17 protein-coding genes and 1 pseudogene are annotated in these 21,609 nt (G+C 71.3%); 4 read left to right on the top strand and 14 right to left on the bottom strand.

Annotated elements, in window-relative coordinates:
- Positions 1-188: 188 nt before the first annotated feature.
- The 8 genes and pseudogenes from ACFZBX_RS15755 to arc all read right to left on the bottom strand — a co-directional run bounded on the left by ACFZBX_RS15755 (position 189) and on the right by arc (position 8,609).
- A complete protein-coding gene (locus ACFZBX_RS15755; protein ID WP_391534318.1) occupies positions 189-1,181 on the bottom strand; it encodes an FKBP-type peptidyl-prolyl cis-trans isomerase in 993 nt (330 codons plus the stop codon).
- A 171-nt stretch (positions 1,182-1,352) separates the two neighbouring features.
- Complete coding sequence (gene pafA, locus ACFZBX_RS15750) at positions 1,353-2,714, bottom strand: Pup--protein ligase (RefSeq protein ID WP_391534317.1); 1,362 nt, start codon at positions 2,712-2,714, stop codon at positions 1,353-1,355.
- Positions 2,715-2,841: 127 nt separating this feature from the next.
- Positions 2,842-3,654 carry a proteasome subunit alpha gene (gene prcA / locus ACFZBX_RS15745; protein ID WP_391534316.1) on the bottom strand — a complete coding sequence of 271 codons (813 nt, stop codon included), beginning with the start codon at positions 3,652-3,654 and terminating at the stop codon, positions 2,842-2,844.
- Positions 3,655-3,683: 29 nt separating this feature from the next.
- Complete coding sequence (gene prcB / locus ACFZBX_RS15740) at positions 3,684-4,478, bottom strand: proteasome subunit beta (protein ID WP_391534484.1); 795 nt, start codon at positions 4,476-4,478, stop codon at positions 3,684-3,686.
- A pseudogene (locus ACFZBX_RS15735) lies at positions 4,475-4,558 on the bottom strand (recombination endonuclease VII); the annotation flags it as partial. The gene prcB and the pseudogene ACFZBX_RS15735, both read right to left, overlap by 4 nt.
- Positions 4,559-4,706: 148 nt before the next feature.
- Positions 4,707-4,925 (bottom strand): ubiquitin-like protein Pup, encoded by a 219-nt coding sequence (locus ACFZBX_RS15730; protein ID WP_380298058.1) that lies wholly within the window; start codon positions 4,923-4,925, stop codon positions 4,707-4,709.
- A gap of 189 nt (positions 4,926-5,114) precedes the next feature.
- Positions 5,115-6,626: a depupylase/deamidase Dop gene (gene dop / locus ACFZBX_RS15725; protein WP_391534315.1), complete on the bottom strand. Its 1,512-nt coding sequence runs from the start codon at positions 6,624-6,626 to the stop codon at positions 5,115-5,117.
- Between the two features lie 216 nt (positions 6,627-6,842).
- Positions 6,843-8,609 carry a proteasome ATPase gene (gene arc / locus ACFZBX_RS15720; protein WP_391534314.1) on the bottom strand — a complete coding sequence of 589 codons (1,767 nt, stop codon included), beginning with the start codon at positions 8,607-8,609 and terminating at the stop codon, positions 6,843-6,845.
- Between the two features lie 286 nt (positions 8,610-8,895).
- Between arc and ACFZBX_RS15715 the strand changes: the two genes are divergently transcribed.
- Entirely contained in the window at positions 8,896-9,198 is a 303-nt protein-coding gene (locus tag ACFZBX_RS15715; RefSeq protein ID WP_391534313.1) for a ferredoxin, read from the top strand.
- A 22-nt stretch (positions 9,199-9,220) separates the two neighbouring features.
- Here the strand turns inward: ACFZBX_RS15715 and ACFZBX_RS15710 are convergent, their stop codons facing one another.
- From ACFZBX_RS15710 to ACFZBX_RS15700, 3 genes are all read right to left on the bottom strand, one after another.
- A complete protein-coding gene (locus ACFZBX_RS15710; protein ID WP_391534312.1) occupies positions 9,221-9,826 on the bottom strand; it encodes a hypothetical protein in 606 nt (201 codons plus the stop codon).
- Between the two features lie 140 nt (positions 9,827-9,966).
- Positions 9,967-10,926, bottom strand: a complete 960-nt coding sequence (locus tag ACFZBX_RS15705) for a tRNA (adenine-N1)-methyltransferase (RefSeq protein WP_391534311.1) — start codon at positions 10,924-10,926, stop codon at positions 9,967-9,969.
- 49 nt (positions 10,927-10,975) lie between these two features.
- Positions 10,976-12,196, bottom strand: coding sequence for a site-2 protease family protein (locus tag ACFZBX_RS15700; RefSeq protein WP_391534310.1), 1,221 nt, complete (start codon positions 12,194-12,196; stop codon positions 10,976-10,978).
- Positions 12,197-12,360: 164 nt separating this feature from the next.
- Between ACFZBX_RS15700 and ACFZBX_RS15695 the strand changes: the two genes are divergently transcribed.
- Positions 12,361-13,269 carry a RecB family exonuclease gene (locus ACFZBX_RS15695; protein WP_391534309.1) on the top strand — a complete coding sequence of 303 codons (909 nt, stop codon included), beginning with the start codon at positions 12,361-12,363 and terminating at the stop codon, positions 13,267-13,269.
- The gene (locus ACFZBX_RS15690; protein WP_030299918.1) at positions 13,270-13,941 is read left to right on the top strand and encodes a response regulator transcription factor; all 672 of its coding nucleotides are present in this window, start codon (positions 13,270-13,272) and stop codon (positions 13,939-13,941) included.
- An 84-nt stretch (positions 13,942-14,025) separates the two neighbouring features.
- Here ACFZBX_RS15690 and ACFZBX_RS15685 read toward each other — a convergent pair whose 3' ends face one another.
- From ACFZBX_RS15685 to metH, 3 genes are all read right to left on the bottom strand, one after another.
- Entirely contained in the window at positions 14,026-15,627 is a 1,602-nt protein-coding gene (locus tag ACFZBX_RS15685; protein WP_391534308.1) for an ABC transporter substrate-binding protein, read from the bottom strand.
- A 290-nt stretch (positions 15,628-15,917) separates the two neighbouring features.
- Positions 15,918-16,622 (bottom strand): HAD family hydrolase, encoded by a 705-nt coding sequence (locus ACFZBX_RS15680; RefSeq protein ID WP_391534307.1) that lies wholly within the window; start codon positions 16,620-16,622, stop codon positions 15,918-15,920.
- Between the two features lie 140 nt (positions 16,623-16,762).
- Complete coding sequence (gene metH / locus ACFZBX_RS15675) at positions 16,763-20,272, bottom strand: methionine synthase (RefSeq protein WP_391534306.1); 3,510 nt, start codon at positions 20,270-20,272, stop codon at positions 16,763-16,765.
- Positions 20,273-20,417: 145 nt separating this feature from the next.
- Between metH and ACFZBX_RS15670 the strand changes: the two genes are divergently transcribed.
- Complete coding sequence (locus tag ACFZBX_RS15670) at positions 20,418-21,518, top strand: glycoside hydrolase family 18 protein (RefSeq protein ID WP_391534305.1); 1,101 nt, start codon at positions 20,418-20,420, stop codon at positions 21,516-21,518.
- The last annotated feature ends 91 nt before the right edge of the window (positions 21,519-21,609 follow it).

Genomic DNA, 21,609 nt, shown 5'->3' with positions numbered 1-21,609 from the left:
TGGCGCCGGGGTGCTGCCGCACTGCCCGCCCGGACCCCGGGCGCCGGCGGCGCCTACCACAGTGCGAGGGCAGTATGACAGGTCAGGATGAGGGCGGGCGCTTGCCCGTGCGAGCGCCCGCCCAAGCGTACGGAACCACCCGCACTCGAACCACCCCGTGCGGAGGATCTCCGTGGAACCGCGGAGCGCTACACGGCCTCCAGGACGTCCACCACGAACACCAGGGTCGAGTTCGGCGGCACGGCGCCCTGCGCCTGGTCCTTGTAGCCGAGCGACGGCGGCACCACGAGCAGCACCCGGCTGCCGACGTTCTGGCCGACCAGGCCCTTGTCCCAGCCCTCGATGACGCTGCCGGTGCCGATCTGCAGCGCCTGGGCGCCGCCGTGGCTCCACGAGGAGTCGAACTGCTGACCGTTGCTCCACAGCACGCCGGTGTACTGCACCACCAGGGTCTGCCCGGCCTTGACCTGCTTGCCCTCGCCCTTGATCAGCACGGCCTGCTGGAGGTCGGGCGGCGGCGCCTGCCCGGCCGGCACGGTGATGGTGACGGCGGCCTTGCCGTTGTCCTTGACCTGCGGCAGGTTGGCGGGCGCCTGCGTCATGGTGCCGGAGAGCGTGGAGTCCGGCGGCAGGCTCTCCATGATGTCGAGCACGAAGACCACGGTGTCGCCGGGGCCGACGCCGAGCTGGGTGGAGCCCTGGGTGCCGAACGCGGCGGCCGGCGGGGCGACGACCAGCAGCCGGCTGCCGACCTTCTTGCCGATGACGCTCTGGTCGAAGGCCGGCACCAGCTGCCCGCTGCCCGCCTGGTAGAGCTGCGGCTTGCCGCCGGAGTCGTAGGAGCTGGGCAGGTCCTTGCCGGTGGTCCAGTCCTTGGCGGTGTAGTTGACCGTCACCCAGTCGCCCTTGTTGACCGCGGAGCGGTCCCCCTCGCTGACGGTGTTCACCACGAACTGCCCGCTGGGCTGCTGGCCCTCGGGGATGGTGATGGTGGCCTTGCTCCCGAAGCCCCCGCCGGACAGCGTCGGCATCGGCGAGGCCTCGTTCACCGGGGTGGGCACGGTGGGCGCGGCGGTCGGCGACGCCGTGGGCGTGGGCTCGCCGGCGGGCTTGGTGGAACTGCTGCAGGCCACCGCCAGCAGCAGGGGCAGGGTGAGAAGCAACCCGGCGGTGCGGCGCACGGCGTTCCTAACTGTCGGTCAAAGTCGGCTCTCCGGACTCCGGCTCCGGACTCGACGGACAGCGTATGCGCAGACGGTGCCCGGTCCCGGTAGGCACCACCGGGACGGGACACCGTGAAGATCACACCGGCGGGGAGGCGGCCCGTGCGCCGCTCCCCCGCCGCGCGCCGGTCACATGCCGGCGATGAGCTTCTCCACCCGCTCGTCGACGGAACGGAACGGGTCCTTGCAGAGCACGGTGCGCTGCGCCTGGTCGTTGAGCTTGAGGTGCACCCAGTCGACGGTGAAGTCGCGGCGCTGCTCCTGCGCCCGGCGGATGAAGTCGCCGCGCAGCCGGGCCCTGGTGGTCTGCGGCGGGATCGACTTGGCCTCGAAGGTCTTGAGGTCGGTGCTCACCCGCAGCGCCTGGTTCTTGGCCTGGAGCAGGTAGAACAGGCCGCGGCGGCGGTGGATGTCGTGGTAGGCGAGGTCGATCTGGGCGACCCTGGGGTTGCTCATGCTCATCTGGTGCTTCTCGCGGTAGCGCTCGATGAGCTTGTACTTCATGATCCAGTCGATCTCGGTGGCGACCCCGTCGAGGCGTTCGGTCTTGACCGCCTCCAGGGTGCGGCCCCACAGGTCGAGGACGCGGGCGATGGTGCCGGTGTTGATGCCCTTGCGGTCGGCGAACTCCAGGGCCTTGGTGTAGTACTCCTCCTGGATGTCGAGCGCGCTGGCCTCCCGGCCGTTGGCGAGCCGGACCTGGTGGGTGCCGGTGAGGTCGTGGCTGACCTCGCGGATCGCCCGGATCGGGTTCTCCAGGGTGAGGTCGCGCATCACCACCCCGGCCTCGATGAGCCGCAGCACCAGGTCGGTGGAGCCCACCTTGAGCAGGGTGGTGGTCTCCGACATGTTGGAGTCGCCGACGATGACGTGCAGCCGGCGGTAGCGCTCGGCGTCGGCGTGCGGCTCGTCGCGGGTGTTGATGATCGGACGGGAGCGGGTGGTCGCCGAGCTGACGCCCTCCCAGATGTGCTCGGCGCGCTGGCTGACGCAGTAGACCGCGCCGCGCGGGGTCTGCAGCACCTTGCCGGCGCCGCAGATCAGCTGCCGGGTCACCAGGAACGGGATGAGCACGTCGGCCAGCCGGGAGAACTCGCCGTGCCGGGCGACCAGGTAGTTCTCGTGGCAGCCGTAGGAGTTGCCGGCGGAGTCGGTGTTGTTCTTGAAGAGGTAGACGTCCCCGGCGATGCCCTCCTCGTGCAGCCGGCGCTCGGCGTCGACCAGCAGGCCTTCGAGGATGCGTTCGCCCGCCTTGTCGTGCGTCACCAGCTCGACGACGTCGTCGCACTCGGGGGTGGCGTACTCGGGGTGGGAGCCCACGTCGAGGTAGAGGCGGGCACCGTTGCGCAGGAACACGTTGCTGCTGCGGCCCCAGGAGACTACGCGGCGGAAGAGGTAGCGGGCGACCTCGTCCGGGGACAGCCTGCGCTGTCCGCGGAACGTGCAGGTGACGCCGTACTCGTTCTCCAGCCCGAAAATTCGGCGGTCCATGGGCCATCCATTCTCTGATGGGAGCTGTCCGAAACCGCCTCCGCGAAAGCCCGTCCGGGCCGCCGCAGGGGCACCGGGGTCCCGTGCGGCCGCCGTCGCCGGCCGCCGCGCGGGACCCCGTGGGGCACTACTGGTCGGAGTCGCCGGGCGGGGTGGCCGCCGGCTTCTCCGTCCCGTTCGTTCCGTCCGATCCGTTCTTCCCGCCGGTGTCGTCGGAGTCGTCCGACTCGGCGGACTCGTCGCCGTCGAGCAGCCGGGCGAGCTGGCCGCCCAGGATCCGCTTGAACTTGCGCTGCTGGAAGCGCTGGCGGTCCAGGACCGCCACCTCCAGCTGGTCGGGGGTGAGGGTGCGCGGGCTGCCGCCGTTGGGGTCGCGGGCGAGCGAGTCCACGGCGACCTTGACCGCCTCGGTGAGCGAGAAGCCGGCGCGGTGCCGCTGGCCGAGGAAGTTGCCGATCGAGTCGGCGTTGCCGCCGACCACCACGTAGTTCTTCTCGTCGACGACCGAGCCGTCCGGCGTCAGCCGGTAGATCTGGTCGTCGTCGCCGGTGCGGCCGACCTCGGCGACGATCAGCTCGACCTCGTAGGGCTTCTCGCCGACCGAGGAGAAGATGGTGCCGAGCGTCTGGGCGTAGACGTTGGCCAGGCCCCGGGCGGTGACGTCGGCCCGGTCGTAGGTGTAGCCGCGCAGGTCGGCGTAGCGGACGCCGCCGATGCGCAGATTCTCGAACTCGTTGTACCGGCCGACCGCCGCGAAGGCGATCTTGTCGTAGATCTCGGACACCTTGTGCAGCGCCCGGGAGGTGTTCTCGGCGACGAAGACGATGCCGTCGGCGTAGGTGAGCACGACCACGCTGCGACCGCGCGCGATGCCCTTGCGGGCGTACTCCGCGCGGTCCGCCATGGCCTGCTGGGGGGAGACGTAGAACGGTGTCGACACCGGCGGCCCCTTCCTTCCTCAGTTGATGGCTAGAGCAGCGGGGCCTGCGGCCCGTTGGGGTGGGCCAGGCGCTGGTCGGTGATGGAGACGGCGATCTCGGCGACCTCGGCCTCGGTGAGCCGGCGGAAGCCGTCCTCGGTGATCAGCGAGACGATCGGGAAGATCTTGCGGGCGAGGTCCGGCCCGCCGGTGGCGGAGTCGTCGTCGGCCGCGTCGTAGAGGGCCTGGACGACCATGGTGGAGGCCTGCTCGGCGCTCAGGTCGTCGCGGTGGAGCTTCTTCATCGAGCCGCGGGCGAAGACCGAGCCGGAGCCGGTGGCGGCGAAGCCGCGCTCCTCGGAGCGGCCGCCGGTGACGTCGTAGGTGAAGATCCGGCCGCGGCCGAGGTCGAGGTCGTAGCCGGCGAACATCGGGACCACCGCGAGGCCCTGCATCGCCATGCCGAGGTTGCCCCGGATCATGGTGGTGAGCCGGTTGGCCTTGCCCTCCAGGGAGAGCACGGTGCCCTCGATCTTCTCGTAGTGCTCCAGTTCCAGCTGGAACATCCGGACCATCTCGATGGCGAGGCCGGCGGTGCCGGCGACGCCGACCGCGCTGTACTCGTCCGCCGGGAACACCTTCTCCATGTCCCGCTGGGCGATCACGTTGCCCATGGTCGCGCGGCGGTCGCCGGCGAGGACCACGCCGCCGTCGAAGACCGCGGCGACGATGGTCGTGCCGTGCGGGGCCTCGATGACGCCCTCGGGCAGCCTGCGCCGGCCGGGGATCAGCTCGGGGCGGTGGGTCTCCAGGAAGTCGAGGAACGACGAGGACCCCGGGGTCAGGAAGGCAGCCGGTAGACGCCCGGTGCCACGAGTGTTGGCTTCCACACGATTCCTTCCAGGTAGCTTGAAGCGCGCACTGCCCGCACCCTACCGGCCGGACGATCACTGTCCAGCACGGCGGAGGGCCGGACCGGGCGGACGGACGGCTCCCGCCGCCCGTCCGCCGTCATCGGTCGCAACCGTGAATTCCCGGAATGCCGCCGGGCGACCGCCCGGATTCGACCGGGACTACTGTCCGCCCTTTTGCACGAACTGGCGCACGAAATCCTCGGCGTTCGATTCCAGGACCTCGTCGATTTCGTCCAGAACCGCGTCGACGTCGTCGCTCAGCTTTTCCTGGCGTTCCTTGAGGTCTTCCGAATTCTGCGCTTCCGCGGCCTGCTCCTCGACCTCCTCGGAGGAGCGGTTCGCCCGCTGCTGGCCGCCGCCGGTGTCCTTGCTCGCCATTTACCTCACCCCGCTCGATGCTCGATCGTCTGGCACGGTTTGGTCGTTGCTTGCTGCACCGACCCTATACACAAGGTGCGACAACCCGCTTCCGGTTTGCCGGTGGCGCTTCCAGTCCAACGTCCGCCGCCTCCCCGGATGATTCCCATTTGTCCGGCGTTCACCCGTGGTGATCGGAAAGTTACCCGGCTACCCCCCGGAGAGCACCCGGAGCAGGTCCTCCGCCGTGCGGCAGCGGTCCAGCAGCTCCTTGACGTGGTTGCGGGTGCCGCGCAGCGGCTCCAGGGTGGGCACCCGCTGCAACGAGTCACGGCCCGGCAGGTCGAAGATCACCGAGTCCCAGGAGGCCGCCGCAACGTGCTCGGCGTACTGCTCCAGGCAGCGCCCGCGGAAGTACGCCCGGGTGTCCTCCGGGGGCTTGGTGACGGCCCTGGCGACCTCTTCCTCGGTCACCAGCCGGTCGAAGCGTCCACGGGCCACCAGGCGGTTGTAGAGGCCCTTCTCGGGCCGTACGTCGCTGTACTGGAGGTCGACCAGCTGGAGCCGCGGGCTGTCCCACTCCAGGGCGTCCCGGCTGCGGTAGCCCTCCAGGATCTCCCGCTTGGCGATCCAGTCCAGCTGGCGGGAGAGCGACATCGGGTCGCGCTCCAGGCGGCCCAGCACGTCCTCCCAGCGGGCCAGCACGTCCACGGTCTGCTCGTCGGCGTCGGTGCCGAAGCGGTCCTCGACGTACTTGCGGGCCAGCTCGCAGTACTCCAGCTGGAGCTGGACGGCGGTGAGCCGGCGCCCGCTGCGCAGCGTGACCAGGTGCTTGAGGGTGGGGTCGTGGGAGATCCGGTGCAGGGTGCGCACCGGCTGGTCGACGGCCAGGTCGGAGGTGATGAAGGCGTCCTCGATCATGGCGAGGACCAGTGAGGTGGTGCCGAGCTTGAGGTAGGTGGAGATCTCGGAGAGGTTGGCGTCCCCGATGATCACGTGCAGCCGGCGGTACTTCTCGGCGTCGGCGTGCGGTTCGTCCCGGGTGTTGATGATCGGCCGTTTGAGGGTGGTCTCCAGGCCGACCTCGACCTCGAAGAAGTCGGCGCGCTGGCTGATCTGGAAGCCGTGGGCGGAGCCGTCCTGCCCGATGCCGACCCGGCCGGCGCCGGTGACCACCTGGCGGGAGACGAAGAACGGCGTGAGGTGGCGGACGATGTCGGCGAACGGGGTCGCCCGCTTCATCAGGTAGTTCTCGTGGGTGCCGTAGGAGGCGCCCTTGTTGTCGGTGTTGTTCTTGTAGAGGTGGATGTTCTGCCCGTTGGGCAGCTCCAGCGCGCGCTGTGCGGCGGCCGCCATGATCCGTTCGCCGGCCTTGTCCCAGAGCACGGCGTCGCGCGGGTTGGTCACCTCGGGCGAGCTGTACTCGGGGTGCGCGTGGTCCACGTAGAACCGCGCGCCGTTGGTGAGGATGACGTTGGCGAGGCCGATGTCCTCGTCGGTCAGCTGGCTGGCGTCGGCGACGTCCCGTGCGAGGTCGAAGCCCCGGGCGTCGCGCAGCGGATTCTCCTCCTCGAAGTCCCAGCGGGCCCGCCGTGCCCGGTGCATCGCCGCCGCGTACGCGTTGACGATCTGGGACGAGGTGAGCATGGCGTTGGCGTTGGGGTGCCCGGGCACGGAGATCCCGTACTCGGTCTCGATGCCCATCACGCGCCGTACGGTCATGCGGCCCTCCTTGCCCGGTGGGCCGCCCCCGGCGGGCGGTCCACGCTGACGTACCGCTGAACAACACCGAAGCCGGCCGTCTGCCCGCGAACGGTGGGTCGAGCCTAGAACGCCGTACCGACCGGCGGGTCCCGAGACGCGCCGTCCGGCTGCGGGGCCGCGAGGCGCCACAGCCGGACGGGGTGCGTGCGTTCCGGGAGGCCCGGAGCCGGTCGGTTACAGGTACTGCCCGGTGTTGGCGACAGTGTCGATGGAGCGGCCGGACTCGGCGCCCTGCTTCCCCGTGACCAGGGTGCGGATGAAGACGATCCGCTCGCCCTTCTTGCCGGAGATCCGGGCCCAGTCGTCCGGGTTGGTGGTGTTCGGCAGGTCCTCGTTCTCCTTGAACTCGTCCACGCAGGCGTTGAGCAGGTGGGAGACCCGCAGGCCGCGCTGGCCGTGGTCGAGGTAGTCCTTGATGGCCATCTTCTTGGCCCGGTCGACGATGTTCTGGATCATCGCGCCGGAGTTGAAGTCCTTGAAGTACAGGACCTCCTTGTCACCGTTGGCGTAGGTGACCTCCAGGAAGCGGTTCTCCTCGGTCTCGGAGTACATCCGCTCCACCACCGACTGGATCATCGCGGCCACGGTGGCCTCGACGGAGCCGTCGTGCTCCTTGACGTCGTCCGGGTGGAAGGGCAGCGAGTCCTTGAGGTACTTGGAGAAGATGTCCTTGGCCGCCTCGGCGTCCGGGCGCTCGATCTTGATCTTGACGTCCAGGCGGCCGGGCCGCAGGATCGCCGGGTCGATCATGTCCTCGCGGTTGGAGGCGCCGATGACGATGACGTTCTCCAGGCCCTCCACGCCGTCGATCTCGGCGAGCAGCTGGGGGACGATGGTGTTCTCGACGTCCGAGCTGACGCCGGAGCCGCGGGTGCGGAAGAGCGACTCCATCTCGTCGAAGAAGACGATCACGGGGGTGCCCTCGCCGGCCTTCTCCCGGGCCCGCTGGAAGACCAGGCGGATCTGCCGCTCGGTCTCGCCGACGTACTTGTTGAGCAGCTCGGGGCCCTTGATGTTGAGGAAGTAGCTCTTCCCCTGGGGCTGGCCGGTGACCTCGGCGACCTTCTTGGCCAGCGAGTTCGCCACGGCCTTGGCGATCAGCGTCTTGCCGCAGCCGGGCGGGCCGTAGAGCAGAACGCCCTTGGGCGGGCGCAGCTCGTACTCCTTGAAGAGCTCGGCGTGCAGGTAGGGCAGCTCGACCGCGTCGCGGATCAGCTCGATCTGGTTGGCCAGGCCGCCGATCTGGCGGTAGTCGATGTCCGGGACCTCCTCGAGGACCAGCTCCTCGACCTCGGCCTTCGGCACGACCTCGTACACGTAGCCGGAACGCGGTTCCAGCAGCAGGGCGTCCCCCGCCCGGAGGGTGATCTCGCGCAGCGGTTCGGCGAGGCGGACCACCCGCTCCTCGTCGGTGTGGCCGATGACCAGGGCCCGCTCGCCGTCCTCCAGGACCTCCTTGAGGGTGACGAGGTCGCCGATGCGCTCGAAGGCCATCGCGTCCACGATGTTGAGGGCCTCGTTGAGCATCACCTCCTGGCCGCGCCGCAGCTCGTCGAGGTCGACGTTGGGGCTGACGTTCACGCGGAGCTTGCGCCCCCCGGTGAAGATGTCGGCGGTGCCGTCCTCGTTGGGGCTGAGGAAGACACCGAATCCGGCCGGGGGCTGTGCCAGCCGGTCCACTTCCTCCTTGAGGGCCACGATCTGGTCGCGGGCCTCGCGCAGGGTGGAGGCGAGCCGTTCGTTCTGGGCGGTCACGCCGGCCAGGTTGGTCTGGAGCTCGACGATCCGCTCTTCGAGGATTCTCGAATTGCGCGGCGAGTCGGCGAGCTTGCGGCGCAGCACGGCGATTTCCTGCTCAAGGTACGAGACCTGAGCGGCCTCGTCGGAACCACGAGCGGGCCTGCCGGTGCTGCGGTTGTAGTCGTCATCGTGGGCTGCCACGGTCCTCACCTCCTCCGGGGAGCTGGACGCTTCCAGACCCTACCTGGGACCAGGGGTCCGTAAACCCCTAGATCAAGAAAGATGGAACGGGCGTGTCCGATCTTCGCCCTCGCGTGCTTCCCCTCTGCTAGGGGGATACCCACCGCGCACGGGCCAAAGCGGACCAGATGTATCGTCGAGCGAGTCGATATCCGATCGCGACCGACGCACGGGGTCCGATCGTTGTACGAATGGCGGGAATGCCCCAGGACGGGGCGTCCCGGGACAGAAACGGCGGACAATCATCATGTCGGTGAGCGAGTCGACGGCGGGCGCGGAGCCGCTGGAGGTGTGGATCGACCAGGATCTGTGCACCGGCGACGGCATCTGCGCGCAGTACGCGCCGGAGGTCTTCGAGCTGGACATCGACGGCCTCGCCTATGTGAAGGGCGAGGACGACGAGTTGCGCCAGCAGCCCGGTGAGACGGTGCGGGTTCCGCTGACGCTGCTTCAGGACGTCGTGGACTCGGTGAAGGACTGCCCCGGCGACTGCATCCACGTGCGCCGGGCCGCGGACGGCGTCGAGGTGTACGGGCCTGACGCCGAGTAGGCAGGAGTGACGAGCGGGCGGACTACGTCATGCTCAGCGGGGCGGCGGTCTGGGAACGGTCCCAGCCGCCGCCCTTGCGCGTCCAGGTGAGGTCGAGCGAGATGTCGGGCGCGAACCGCGGCACCTCGTCGTCGGAGTAGCCCTGCGCGTGGGCGGTGATGGTGCCGTCGGAGCGCAGCGCGAGGCGGCTGACGGTGAGGTTCTCGCGTTCGGAGACCAGGGTGGCCAGGACGGCCGGGCGCCCGTCGGTGCCGGGGCCGAGCAGGTAGACGGCGTCGGGCGGGGTGCCGTTCTCGGCGGCGCAGTGCGCGGCGGCGACGGTGCCGGGGCGGCCGTCGCCGAGGTCGGCGGCGAAGCTGACGGTCACGGTCACCGGGAACGGCCCGCAGTCGAGCGGGAGTTCGGCCTTCGCCGGGTCGGGGGCGGCGGCCGCGGGGAGGGCCTTGGGGGTGGGCCGCACGGGCCCGGGGGCGCCGCTCGCGGGAGCCGCGGCGAGCGCGGCGGCCACGACGGCGGCGCAGCCGGCCACCGTCACGGCCCAGTGCCAGGGGGCGGTGCGCCCGTGCCGGGGGCCGCTGCGGCCCCCGGCGGTCTGCTGTCCAGCCGTCGTCCCGACCGCGGTCTCCACCAGGCGTCCCCTCCAGTGGTCTGTGTGAGCGAGCATCGTCCCACACCGGGAGGGCGCCGCGGTGGCGCGGGTGTGCGGGAACGCGGGAGGGGTGGTACGGCGCGCCGTACCACCCCTCACGAAGGTCTCCGCGGACCCGCTCAGCCGAGGTCGGTCTGCTCGGCGGCCTCGGAGCGGGCGGCGGCCCGGGCGGCCGCGCGCTCCTGGAGCGTCGGCTCGGGCGCCCCGTTGTCGTAGTCCTCGCCGTAGGCGCCCTTGGCCGGGCGGCGGCGGCGCAGCGGCGGCTCGACGCCGTCGGCGAGCCGGCGGGCGGTGAGCAGGAAGCCGGTGTGGCCGATCATCCGGTGGTCCGGGCGGACGGCCAGGCCCTCCAGGTGCCAGGTGCGGACCATGGTCTCCCAGGCCTGCGGCTCGGTGAAGGTGCCGTGCTCGCGCAGCGCCTCGACGGTCCTGGACATCTGCGTGGTGGTGGCCACGTAGCAGCAGATGAGGCCGCCGGGGACGAGTGCCTCGGAGGCGACGTCCAGGCACTCCCAGGGGGCGAGCATGTCGAGGATGACGCGGTCGACGTCGGTCTCGACCAGGTTGTCCTGGAGGTCGCCGACGGTGAGCTTCCACGCCGGGTGGGGCCCGCCGAAGTAGCGCTCGACGTTGCCCTTCGCGATGTCGGCGAAGTCCTGGCGGCGCTCGTAGGAGGCGAGCATGCCGGTGTCGCCGACGGCGCGCAGCAGATAGGTGGAGAGCGCGCCGGAGCCGACGCCGGCCTCGACCACGCGGGCGCCGGCGAAGATGTCGGCCATGGCCAGGATCTGCCCCGCGTCCTTGGGGTAGATCACGGCCGCGCCGCGCGGCATGGACAGGACGTAGTCGGGGAGCAGGGGGCGCAGCGCGAGGTACGGGACGTTCCCCGTGGTGCGCACGACCGTGCCCTCGGGTGCGCCGATCAGCTCGTCGTGGGGGAACGCACCCTTGTGGGTGTGGAACTGGTTCCCGGCCTGGAGCGTGAACGTGTAGTGGCGGCCCTTGGGGTCGGTCAGCTGGACCTGGTCCCCGACCTGGAAGGGCCCGCGTCGGCGGGTGGCACCGGTCGGTTCGGACATGCGGACAATCCTAAGGGAAGCGGACCGTCCGGCTTACCAGGTGATCCTTTCAGCGCCCGGTGACGGCGGCGGTCAGCCGCTGTTCGATGTCGGTGAGGGCGGCGACGCCGTACATCCGGCCGTCCTCCTCGACGACCAGGTACTCGCCGGCGGGGGTGGCCCGCACGGCGCGCAGCAGGTCCTCGCCGGCCAGGTCGGCGGAGAGCCGCAGTCCGGGTTCGAGGTCGCGGGCGAGCGGGCCGACGGCGACCCAGGGGCGGCGGTGCTCGGGGACGGCGCGGACGGCGGCCTCGCGGACGAGGGCGATCGGCTCGCCGCGGCCGTCGACGACCACGACGGCGCCGGCCTGGGCCTCGCGGGCACGCCGCATGGCCTCGCCGAGCGGGGTGTCGGCGGTGACCTCGACGGCCCGGCGGGCGAGGTCGCGCAGCCGCAGGCCGGGCAGGACCTCCTTGAGCCGGGCGTTGCGCAGCGCGCCGGTGGCGCCGTTCCAGATGATGGCGGCGAGCACGGCGGCGAGGACGGCGTCGACCAGGGTGTCGGTGCGGCTGCGTTCGAGCGCGCGGGCGGAGCTGATCAGCGGCAGGCCGACGAGGACGGCGACGGCGAGCGCGCGTCCGGCCCAGGCGGCGGCGACGGTGCCGGCCATCGGGCGGCCGGTGACGGCCCAGACGACGGCGCGCAGCATCCGCCCGCCGTCCAGCGGCAGGCCGGGCAGCAGGTTGAAGGCGGCGACGACGAGGTTGGAGACCATCAGGCCGGTGAGCAGCACGCCGGGGACGGTGGAGGTCTCGACGGCCTGGAGGGCGAGGTAGAAGACGCCGCCGAGGACGAGGGAGAGCAGCGGGCCGACGAAGGCGAGCCAGAACTCGCGCCAGGGGCGTTCGGCCTCGTTCTCGATCTCCGAGACGCCGCCGAAGAACTGGAGCTGGATGCGGCGCACGCCGAGCTTGTAGCGCAGGGCGACCAGGGTGTGGGCGAGTTCGTGGACCAGCACCGAGCCGTAGAAGGCGACGGCGAAGGAGAACGCGACCAGGTAGCGGGCGCCGCCGAGCTCGGGCAGCACCCGGTCGAGCTGGCCGCCGAAGACCCAGGTGATGAGGGCGGCGATGATGAACCAGGACGGGGTGACGTAGATCGGCACGCCGAAGGGGCGGCCCATCAGGATGCCGCCGCGGGGTTCCGGCTCGCGGGGCGGTGTGGGCCCGGGCCGGCTGTCGCCGTCGTGCGGTGGCTGGTCGGAGGTCTGTCGCCCCCTGGAGTCGCTCACCGTGTTCCCTTCGTCCGTCGGCGCCGGTGCGCCCACGCTACGTGATCGGGGTGGCCGTGCCGCGCTCGCCCCTCGCCTTCCCACTGCCTTCATACCCAGTGGCGGCCCTGTTGCGGCAGCACCGTGGCAGCGGGATGACAGCGCAGGGCAATAGGGTCTGGGGTATGCAGCAGACCGAGACCAGTGGCCCCGCCGCGGCCGTGCCCCGTCCGGCGGCGGCCCCGACCGGGCTGTCCCCGTCGCGCGCCGGCGATTTCCTCACCTGCCCGTTGCTGTACCGGCTGCGGGTGATCGACCGGCTGCCGGAGCCGCCGAGCTCGGCGGCGACCCGGGGCACCCTGGTGCACGCGGTGCTGGAGCGGCTGTTCGACTCGCCGGCGGGCGACCGGACGCCGGAGCGGGCGCTGGGGCTGCTGCGCCCGCAGTGGGAGCGGCTGCTGGGCGAGCGTCCGGAGCTGGCCGGGCTGTTCCCGGAGGACCCGGACGGCGCGGCGCTGACCCGCTGGCTGGCGGACGCGGAGAAGCTGGTCGCGCAGTGGTTCCGGCTGGAGGACCCGACCCGGCTGCACCCGGTGGAGCGCGAGCTGTACGTGGAGACGGCGCTGGAGTCGGGGCTGCTGCTGCGCGGCTACATCGACCGGGTGGACGTCGCGCCGACCGGTGAGGTCCGGCTGGTGGACTACAAGACCGGCCGGGCGCCCTCGCGGGATTTCGAGGGCAAGGCGATGTTCCAGATGAAGTTCTACGCGCTGGTGGTCTGGCGCTGGAAGGGCGTGATCCCCAAGCGGCTGCAGCTGGTCTACCTGGGCGGCGGCGGGGACGTGGTGAGCTACGACCCGGACGAGGCGGACCTGCTCGCGGTGGAGCGCAAGCTGCTGGCGCTGTGGGAGCGGATCAGCCGGGCGGTCGCGACCGGCGACTTCCCCGCGACCCGCAACCGGCTCTGCGACTGGTGCGACCACCAGGCCAGCTGTCCGGAGTTCGGCGGCACGCCCCCGCCGTACCCGCTGCCGCTGGCGCGTACGTCCGACGAGGGCGATCCCACGGGGGATCCCATGAGCGAGGAGTCCTAGGTGACGATCCGAGTGCTGCTGGTCGACGACCAGCCGCTGCTGCGCACCGGTTTCCGGATGATCCTGGAGGCCGAGTCCGACCTGGTGGTGGTCGGTGAGGCCGGCGACGGCCAGCAGGCGCTGGACCAGGTGCGGGCGCTGCAGCCCGACGTGGTGCTGATGGACATCCGGATGCCGCGGATGGACGGTGTGGAGGCGACCCGCCGGATCGCCGGTCCGGGGCGGGACGGTCCGGCGAAGGTGCTGGTGCTGACCACCTTCGACCTGGACGAGTACGTGGTGGAGGCGCTGCGCGCGGGGGCGAGCGGCTTCCTGCTGAAGGACGTGCCGGCCGAGGAGCTGGTGCAGGCGATCCGGGTGGTGGCGGACGGCGCGGCGATGCTGGCGCCGTCGATCACCCGCCGGCTGCTGGACATGTACGCCACCAAGCTGCCGTCGGGCGAGGAGGCGCCGCCGCAGGCGCTGAACGCGCTGACCGAGCGGGAGCTGGAGGTGCTGAAGCTGGTGGCGCGCGGGCTGTCGAACGCGGAGATCGCGGCGGAGCTGTTCGTCAGCGAGACGACGGTGAAGACGCACGTCGGCCATGTGCTGACCAAGCTGCAGCTGCGCGACCGGGTGCAGGCGGCGGTGTACGCCTACGAGAGCGGGCTGGTGCGCCCGGGCGCGCTGTAGGCGGCCGCGCGACGGACGGCGGCCCGTCCGCTCCCCCGGCCGGGGCCGGGCGGGGCGGGCGGGCCGCGGTGCGTGCGGCGGGGGCTACTTGCCGGAGCGGCCGATCTCCCAGAAGCGGAAGAAGCCGGTGGTGTCGACGGTGGACTCCACGCCGGTGATGTTGGAGCGGGAGGTGAAGAACGCCTTGTTCTGGAACAGCGGGATGAGCGGGGCGTTGGTGGCGACGATGCTCTGGATCTGGGTGTAGGCGTTGGTCGCGGTGGCCCGGTCGGTCTGCTTGAGGGTCTCGGGCACCAGCTTCTGGCTGATCTGCGGGTCGTCCCAGCCGTGGTGGTAGGCGCCGCCGTCGACGATCAGCGGGGCGACGTAGTTGTCCGGGTCCGGGTAGTCCGCGAACCAGCCGATCGTGTACAGCTGGTACTTGGCCTCGTTCCAGCCCTTCTTGTAGGTGTCCCAGTCCGGCTCCTGCTGGACGGTGATCTGGAACAGCCCGCCGGCCTCCAGCTGCTTCTTCAGCGCCTCGGACTCGGCGGCCTCGGCGCGCGAGCGCGACCAGGTGAGGGTGAGCTTGACCGGGGTCGGCACCTTGGCGGCGGTGAGGATCGCCTTGGCCTTGGCGACGTCCTGGTCGCCGTAGCGGTCGAAGAAGGCGTTGCTGTGGCCGGTGACGCCGGCCGGGACCATCGAGTACAGCGGCTGGACGGTGCGCGCGAAGACGTCGCGGGCCAGCGCCTTGCGGTCGATCAGCTGGGCGGCGGCCTGGCGGACGGCGAGGTTGCCGGCGGTGGCGTCCTTGGTGTTGAAGACCAGGTAGCGGGTGTCGTTGCTGTCGCCCTCGACGACGCGCAGGTCGGTCTTGCCGCCCTGCTGGTCGGAGAGGATCTGGGCGGCGGTGTTCGGCTCCAGGCTGTTGTCGGCGAGGTCGACCTCGCCGCTGTCGAGCGCGGACTTGAGGTCGGCCGGCTTGTCGAAGTAGCGCAGCGTGAACTTCTTGTTCCGCAGCTTGGCGTCGCCGGTGTACTTGTCGTTGGGCAGCAGCACGACCTTCGCCGGGCCGCCCTTGGCCATCGCCTCGACCGAGTCGATCCGGTACGGGCCGGAGCCGACCTGCTTGTCGTTGGGCACCGCCTTGTCGACCGGGTAGACCTCCTGGTCGACGATGGCGCCGGCCGGGCCGGCCAGCTTGGCCGGGAGGGTGGCGTCGGGCTGGTTGAGGTGGAAGACCACCTCCAGGTCGTTGGTCGCCTCGACGGACTTGATCGACGAGAGCAGGCCGGCCGGGCCGCCCGGGTCGTTGATCTTCAGGGTGCGCTGGACCGAGTGGACGACGTCGGCGGCGGTGAGCGCGTGGCCGTTGGAGAACTTCAGCCCGCTCTTGAGGGTGCAGCGGTACTGGGTGGCGTCGCCGGCGGTGAACTCGCAGGTCTGGGCGGCGTCCGGGGTGGGCGCACTGGAGGCGGCCGGGTAGCTGAGCAGCGACTGGAAGGTGTTGCGCATCAGCAGCCAGGAGCCGGCGTCGTAGGCGATGGCCGGGTCCAGGGCGGTGGTCAGCGCGGTGGTTCCCATGGTGATGGCCTTGTCGCCGTCCCCCTTGACGGCTTCGGTGACCGAGCCGCAGCCCGCCACCGAGGCGGCGACGATTCCGGCACAGCCGAGCACGGCCAGTCGTTCAGCTGAAGTCTTCACGGGTCGCGTCCTTCTGGGGGTGCGGTCCGGCTGCGACCGCGGGCACGACGGGGGTGCCCGTCAGCGGCGGTGCCTGGGCTCGGGGGGTGGAACGAACCCGAGTAGCGTGCCATATCGAACACACACCCCCGCCACCCGCACAGGTGACGGTTGGGACACGGTGACGGGCTCTGGTCAGGCCTGTCCGAAGAGTTGTCAGGCAATGCCCGTTTTCTCCCGGGACGCTCCCCCGGACCGGCCCGTCGGGCCCGCTTACCGGTCGGTACCGCCGCTCCGCAATGAGACGACAATCACACTCGCGAGGCCACCAGGGAGCGCAGCAGCTCCAGATCGACGTGCTCCAGCGAGGGGAGCACCAGCCGCCCGGGCGCAGGCTCGATCGGCGCCACCGAGGGCACCGCGATCACCGGGCAGCCGGCCGCCTCGGCGGCGCGCACCCCGGTCGGCGCGTCCTCCACCACCACGCAGCGGGCCGGGTCGGCGCCCAGCCGGCGGGCCGCCTCCAGGTACGGGTCCGGGTGCGGCTTGGTGCGCGGCACCTCGTCCCCCGCGACCGAGAACGCGAAGTGCTCGGCGCCCAGCGAGCGGAGCACGATGTCGATGATGTGCCGGTGCGAGGCGGACACCAGCGCGGCCGGCACGCCGTGCGCGGCCAGCGTGTTGAGCAGCCGCTCGGCGCCCGGCATCAGCGGCACCCCGCCGTCCAGCAGGTCGACGAAACGCTGGTTGATCAGCACGGTCAGGTCGGCCGGCGACAGGTCCACGCCGGTGCTGCTCAGCAGGTGGTCGATCACCCGGGTCATCGGGCCGCCGACCACATGGGCGCGGTCGTCGGCGCTCAGCTGGTAGCCCAGGTCGGCGAAGAGGGTGACCTCGGCCTGCCACCAGAAGTCCTCGGTGTCGACCAGCGTCCCGTCCATGTCCAGCAGCACCGCCTGGAGGCCCCGGTCGTCGTCGCCGCCGAGGGTCTGCGTGGCGGTGGAGATGGTGGTCATGGCGGGATCCTTCCGTCCGTGCCCGGATCGGCCCCGGGGATGGCACGGGCCGGCCCGCATGTGAGCGGACCGGCCCGTTCAGGATCATCAAGGATACGCCCGGGTCGCCCGGATCGGGCGAACGTTGCGCAACCCGGGCGTTACCGGGCGTTGAAGTACTTCGCCTCCGGGTGGTGGATCACGATCGCGTCGGTGGACTGCTCGGGGTGCAGCTGGAACTCCTCGGAGAGCACCACGCCGATCCGCTCGGGCTTCAGCAGCTCGGCGATCTTGGCGCGGTCCTCCAGCTCCGGGCAGGCCCCGTAGCCGAGCGAGAACCGGGCGCCGCGGTACTTGAGCGCGAACATGTCCTTGACGTCCTGCGGGTCCTCGTCGCCGAAGCCCAACTCGTAGCGGACCCGGGCGTGCCAGAACTCGGCCAGTGCCTCGGCCAGCTGGACGGACAGGCCGTGCAGCTCCAGGTAGTCGCGGTAGGAGTTGTCGGCGAACAGCTCGTTGGCCGCCTCGGAGATCCGGTTGCCCATGGTGACCACCTGGAGGCCGAGCACGTCGCGCACCCCGGACTCCTCCGGGCGGAAGAAGTCCGCCAGGCACAGCCGCCGCCCCCGGCGCTGGCGCGGGAAGGTGAAGCGGGTCCGCTCGGTGCCGTCCTCGTGGAAGACGATCAGGTCGTCGCCCTTGGAGTTGGCCGGGTAGAAGCCGTAGACCACGGCCGCCTCCAGCCAGCCCTCGGTCTGCAGCCGGTCCAGCCACATCCGCAGCCGCGGCCGGCCCTCGGTCTCCACCAGCTCCTCGTAGGACGGGCCCTCGCCGTTGCGAGCGGCCTTCAGGCCCCACTGGCCCTTGAACAGCGCGTCCTCGTCCAGCCAGGAGGCGTAGTCGGCGAACGGCACGCCCTTGACGATCCGGTCGCCCCAGAACGGCGGGGACGGCACCCGGTTGTCCACCGCCACGTCGGAGCGGATCTGGCCGAGGTTGACCTCCTCCGGCTCCTCGACCTCGACCCGGGCGTGCCGGCGCTGCTTGAGCTCCGGCAGCACCGCGCCCGGCACACCGCGCTTGACCGCGATCAGCGCGTCCATCAGTCGCAGGCCCTCGAAGGCGTCCCGGGCGTAGCGGACCTCGCCCTCGTAGATCTCGTGCAGGTCCTGCTCGACGTAGGCGCGGGTCAGCGCGGCGCCGCCGAGGATCACCGGGAACTGCGCCGCCAGCTTGCGCTGGTTCAGCTCCTCCAGGTTCTCCTTCATGATCACGGTGGACTTGACCAGCAGGCCGGACATCCCGATGACGTCCGCCCGGTGCTCCTGGGCGGCGTCCAGGATCGCCGAGACCGGCTGCTTGATGCCCAGGTTGACGACGTTGTAGCCGTTGTTGGACAGGATGATGTCGACCAGGTTCTTGCCGATGTCGTGGACGTCGCCCTTCACGGTGGCCAGCACGATGGTGCCCTTGCCCTCCGCGTCGGACTTCTCCATGTGCGGCTCCAGGTGCGCCACCGCGGTCTTCATCACCTCGGCGGACTGGAGCACGAACGGCAGCTGCATCTGGCCGGAGCCGAACAGCTCGCCGACCACCTTCATGCCGGACAGCAGGGTGTCGTTGATGATCTCCAGCGCCGGACGGGCCGCCAGCGCCTGGTCCAGGTCGGCCTCCAGGCCGCCCCGCTCACCGTCGATGATCCGGCGCTGGAGGCGCTCGTCCAGCGGCAGCGCCGCCAGCTCCTCCGCCTTGGAGGCCTTGACCGAGGCCGAGGAGACGCCCTCGAACAGCTCCAGCAGGCGCTGCAGCGGGTCGTAGCCCTCCCGGCGGCGGTCGTAGACCAGGTCGAGGGCGGCCTCGCGCTGCTCCTCCGGGATCCGCGAGATCGGCAGGATCTTGGAGGCGTGCACGATCGCCGAGTCCAGGCCGGCCTCCACGCACTCGTGCAGGAAGACCGAGTTGAGGACGACCCGGGCGGCCGGGTTGAGGCCGAAGGAGATGTTGGACAGGCCCAGCGTGGTCTGCACCGCCGGGCGGCGGCGCTTCAGCTCGCGGATCGCCTCGACGGTCTCGATGCCGTCCCGGCGGGACTCCTCCTGGCCGGTGGCCAGGGTGAAGGTCAGGCAGTCGACCAGGATCGAGCCCTCGTCGATGCCGTAGTCCGCGGTGAGCTCGGCGATCAGCCGCTCGGCGATCTCCACCTTCTTGTCGGCGGTGCGGGCCTGGCCCTCCTCGTCGATGGTGAGCGCGATCAGGCCGGCGCCGTGCTCGCGGGCCAGCGAGGCGATCCGGCCGAAGCGCGACTCCGGGGCGTTGCCGTCCTCGTAGTTGACCGAGTTGAGCACCGCCCGGCCGCCGAGCGCCTCCAGGCCCGCCCGCAGCACCTCCGGCTCGGTGGAGTCCAGCACGATCGGCAGGGTCGAGGCGGTCGCCAGCCGGCCGGCGACCTCCTTCATGTCGGCGACGCCGTCGCGGCCGACGTAGTCCACGCACAGGTCCAGCAGGTGGGAGCCGTCGCGGATCTGGTCGCGGGCGATCTCCACGCAGGCCTGCCAGTCGCCGGCCAGCATCGACTCGCGGAACTTCTTGGAGCCGTTGGCGTTGGTGCGCTCGCCGATCGCCAGGTACGAGGTGTCCTGGCGGAACGGCACCGACTGGTACAGCGAGGCCGCGGCCGGCTCCGGGCGCGGGTCGCGCGGCGCCACCGGGCGGCCCTGCACCCGCTCGACCACCTGGCGCAGGTGCTCGGGCGTGGTGCCGCAGCAGCCGCCGACCAGCGACAGCCCGTACTCGCGGGTGAAGACGTCGTGCGCGTCGGCCAGCTCGGCCGGGCTCAGCGGGTAGTGCGCGCCGTCCTTGCCCAGCACCGGCAGACCGGCGTTCGGCATGCAGGACAGGCCGATCCGGGCGTTCTTCGCCAGGTAGCGCAGGTGCTCGCTCATCTCGGCCGGGCCGGTGGCGCAGTTCAGGCCGATGTAGTCGACGCCCAGCGGCTCCAGGGCGGTCAGCGCGGCGCCGATCTCCGAGCCGAGCAGCATGGTGCCGGTGGTCTCCACGGTCACCTGGACCAGCACCGGCAGGTCCACGCCCGCCTCGGCCAGCGCCTGCTTCGAGCCCAGGACCGCGGCCTTGGTCTGCAGCAGGTCCTGGCTGGTCTCCACCAGCAGGGCGTCCGCGCCGCCGGCGATCAGGCCGGCCGCGTTCTGCCGGAAGCCCTCGCGCAGCGTCTCGTACGGGGCGTGGCCGAGGGTCGGCAGCTTGGTGCCGGGGCCGATCGAGCCGAGCACCCAGCGCTGGCGGCCGTCCTCGGCGGCGTGCGCGTCGGCGGCCTCGCGGGCCAGCCGGGCGCCGGCCTCGGAGAGCTCGAAGACCCGCTCGGAGATCTCGTACTCGCCGAGCGCGGAGTGGTTGGCGCCGAAGGTGTTGGTCTCCACGCAGTCCACGCCGACCGCGAAGTAGGCGTCGTGCACGGAGCGGACGATGTCGGGCCGGGTCAGGTTGAGGACCTCGTTGCAGCCCTCCAGGTTCTGGAAGTCCTCCAGCGTGGGGTCCTGTGCCTGGAGCATGGTTCCCATCGCTCCGTCGGCCACCACCACTCGGGTGGCGAGCGCTTCGCGCAGCGCGTTCGCGCGGCTCTGCTGGGTGACGGACGGGGTGGCTGCAGTGGCCATGGGGCTTCTCCCTGGGTGCGACGGCTGTCGGCTTTGCGAACCCGCTGAATCGGGGACGCACGTGGCCAGGGTATCGGGCCCCCGGCCGGAGGTGACCACCTGTTCCGTATCCTGATCGTTCGGCCATCAGGGGGGAGCCTGCGGCATGACCGCATTGCGGACACGCATTCGAGACGCGGCGCGCGGGGCGCGGCGGTGGACGGGGGCCCGGGCGGGGGCGCTGCGGGCGCGCTGGCGCGGCTGGTCCCGGTGGCGGAAGGCCCTGGTGGTGCTGGGTGCGGCCCTCGCCGTGGTGATCGTTCCGGTCGGCTCGGCGGCGCTGGCGCTGCGGCTGCAGTACGTCGGCGACCCCTCCCCCGAGGCCCGCACCCGGGGCCGCGACGCGGTCTGGCTGGGCCACGCCTGGGTCGACGGCCGGAAGGGTGACGCCGACATCGCCGCGCTCGCCCGGCGGCTGGCCGGCACCGGCATCCGCGACCTGTACGTGCACACCGGCCCGCTGGAGCACGACGGCTCGCTGCCGCCCTCCGTGCACCCCCGCGCCCGCTGGTTCACCGAGGCCGCGCACCGGGCGCTGCCCGGCGTCCGGGTGCAGAGCTGGCTGGGCGACGAGGTGAAGCCGGAGAAGGACGCCCTCGATCTGGAGGACGCCGCCACCCGCGGGCGGGTCACCGCCTCGGCCGGCCAGGTGCTGGACCTCGGCTTCGACGGCGTGCACTTCGACATGGAGCCGATCCGGCCCGGCTCGAAGGGCTGGCTGGCGCTGCTCGACGCGGTCCGCCCGGTCACCGCCGGGCGCGGCGCCGTGCTCTCGGCGGCCGTCCCGCAGATCGACCCGCTGCCCTACCAGCACAACGTGGGCATCGCGCTCACCGGCCACGGCAAGTGGTGGGACCAGGCGTACTTCGCGGCCACCGCCCGCCGGGTCGACCAGGTCGCGGTGATGACCTACGACTCCAGCATGCCCACCGAGGGGTTCTACGGCGCCTTCAACGCCTACCAGACCGAACTCGCCCTGGAGGCCACCCCGCAGGACGTCGACCTGCTGATGGGCCTGCCGTTCTACTGGGAGGACAAGTGGGGCCACTGGGGCGGCGCCGAGACGGTGACCGCCGGCATCCGGGGCATCCGGCTGGGCCTGGGGCGCTACGACCTGCACCGGCGGAACTTCGGCGTCGGACTGTACGTGGACTTCGCCGCCACCGAGCAGAACTGGGCCGACTACCGGCGCGACTGGGTGCGCTAGCTGTACTGACCACGGAGGTTGGTGACGGGGTTCACGGTGTGGTGATCTTGAAATGAGTGAGGGCCTTCTGGCTCGGTGTGGATTGCGACAT

The organism is Kitasatospora sp. NPDC008115, assembly GCF_042957205.1.
GTDB lineage: Bacteria > Actinomycetota > Actinomycetes > Streptomycetales > Streptomycetaceae > Kitasatospora.
This window is presented reverse-complemented; position numbering and strand designations above follow the sequence as displayed.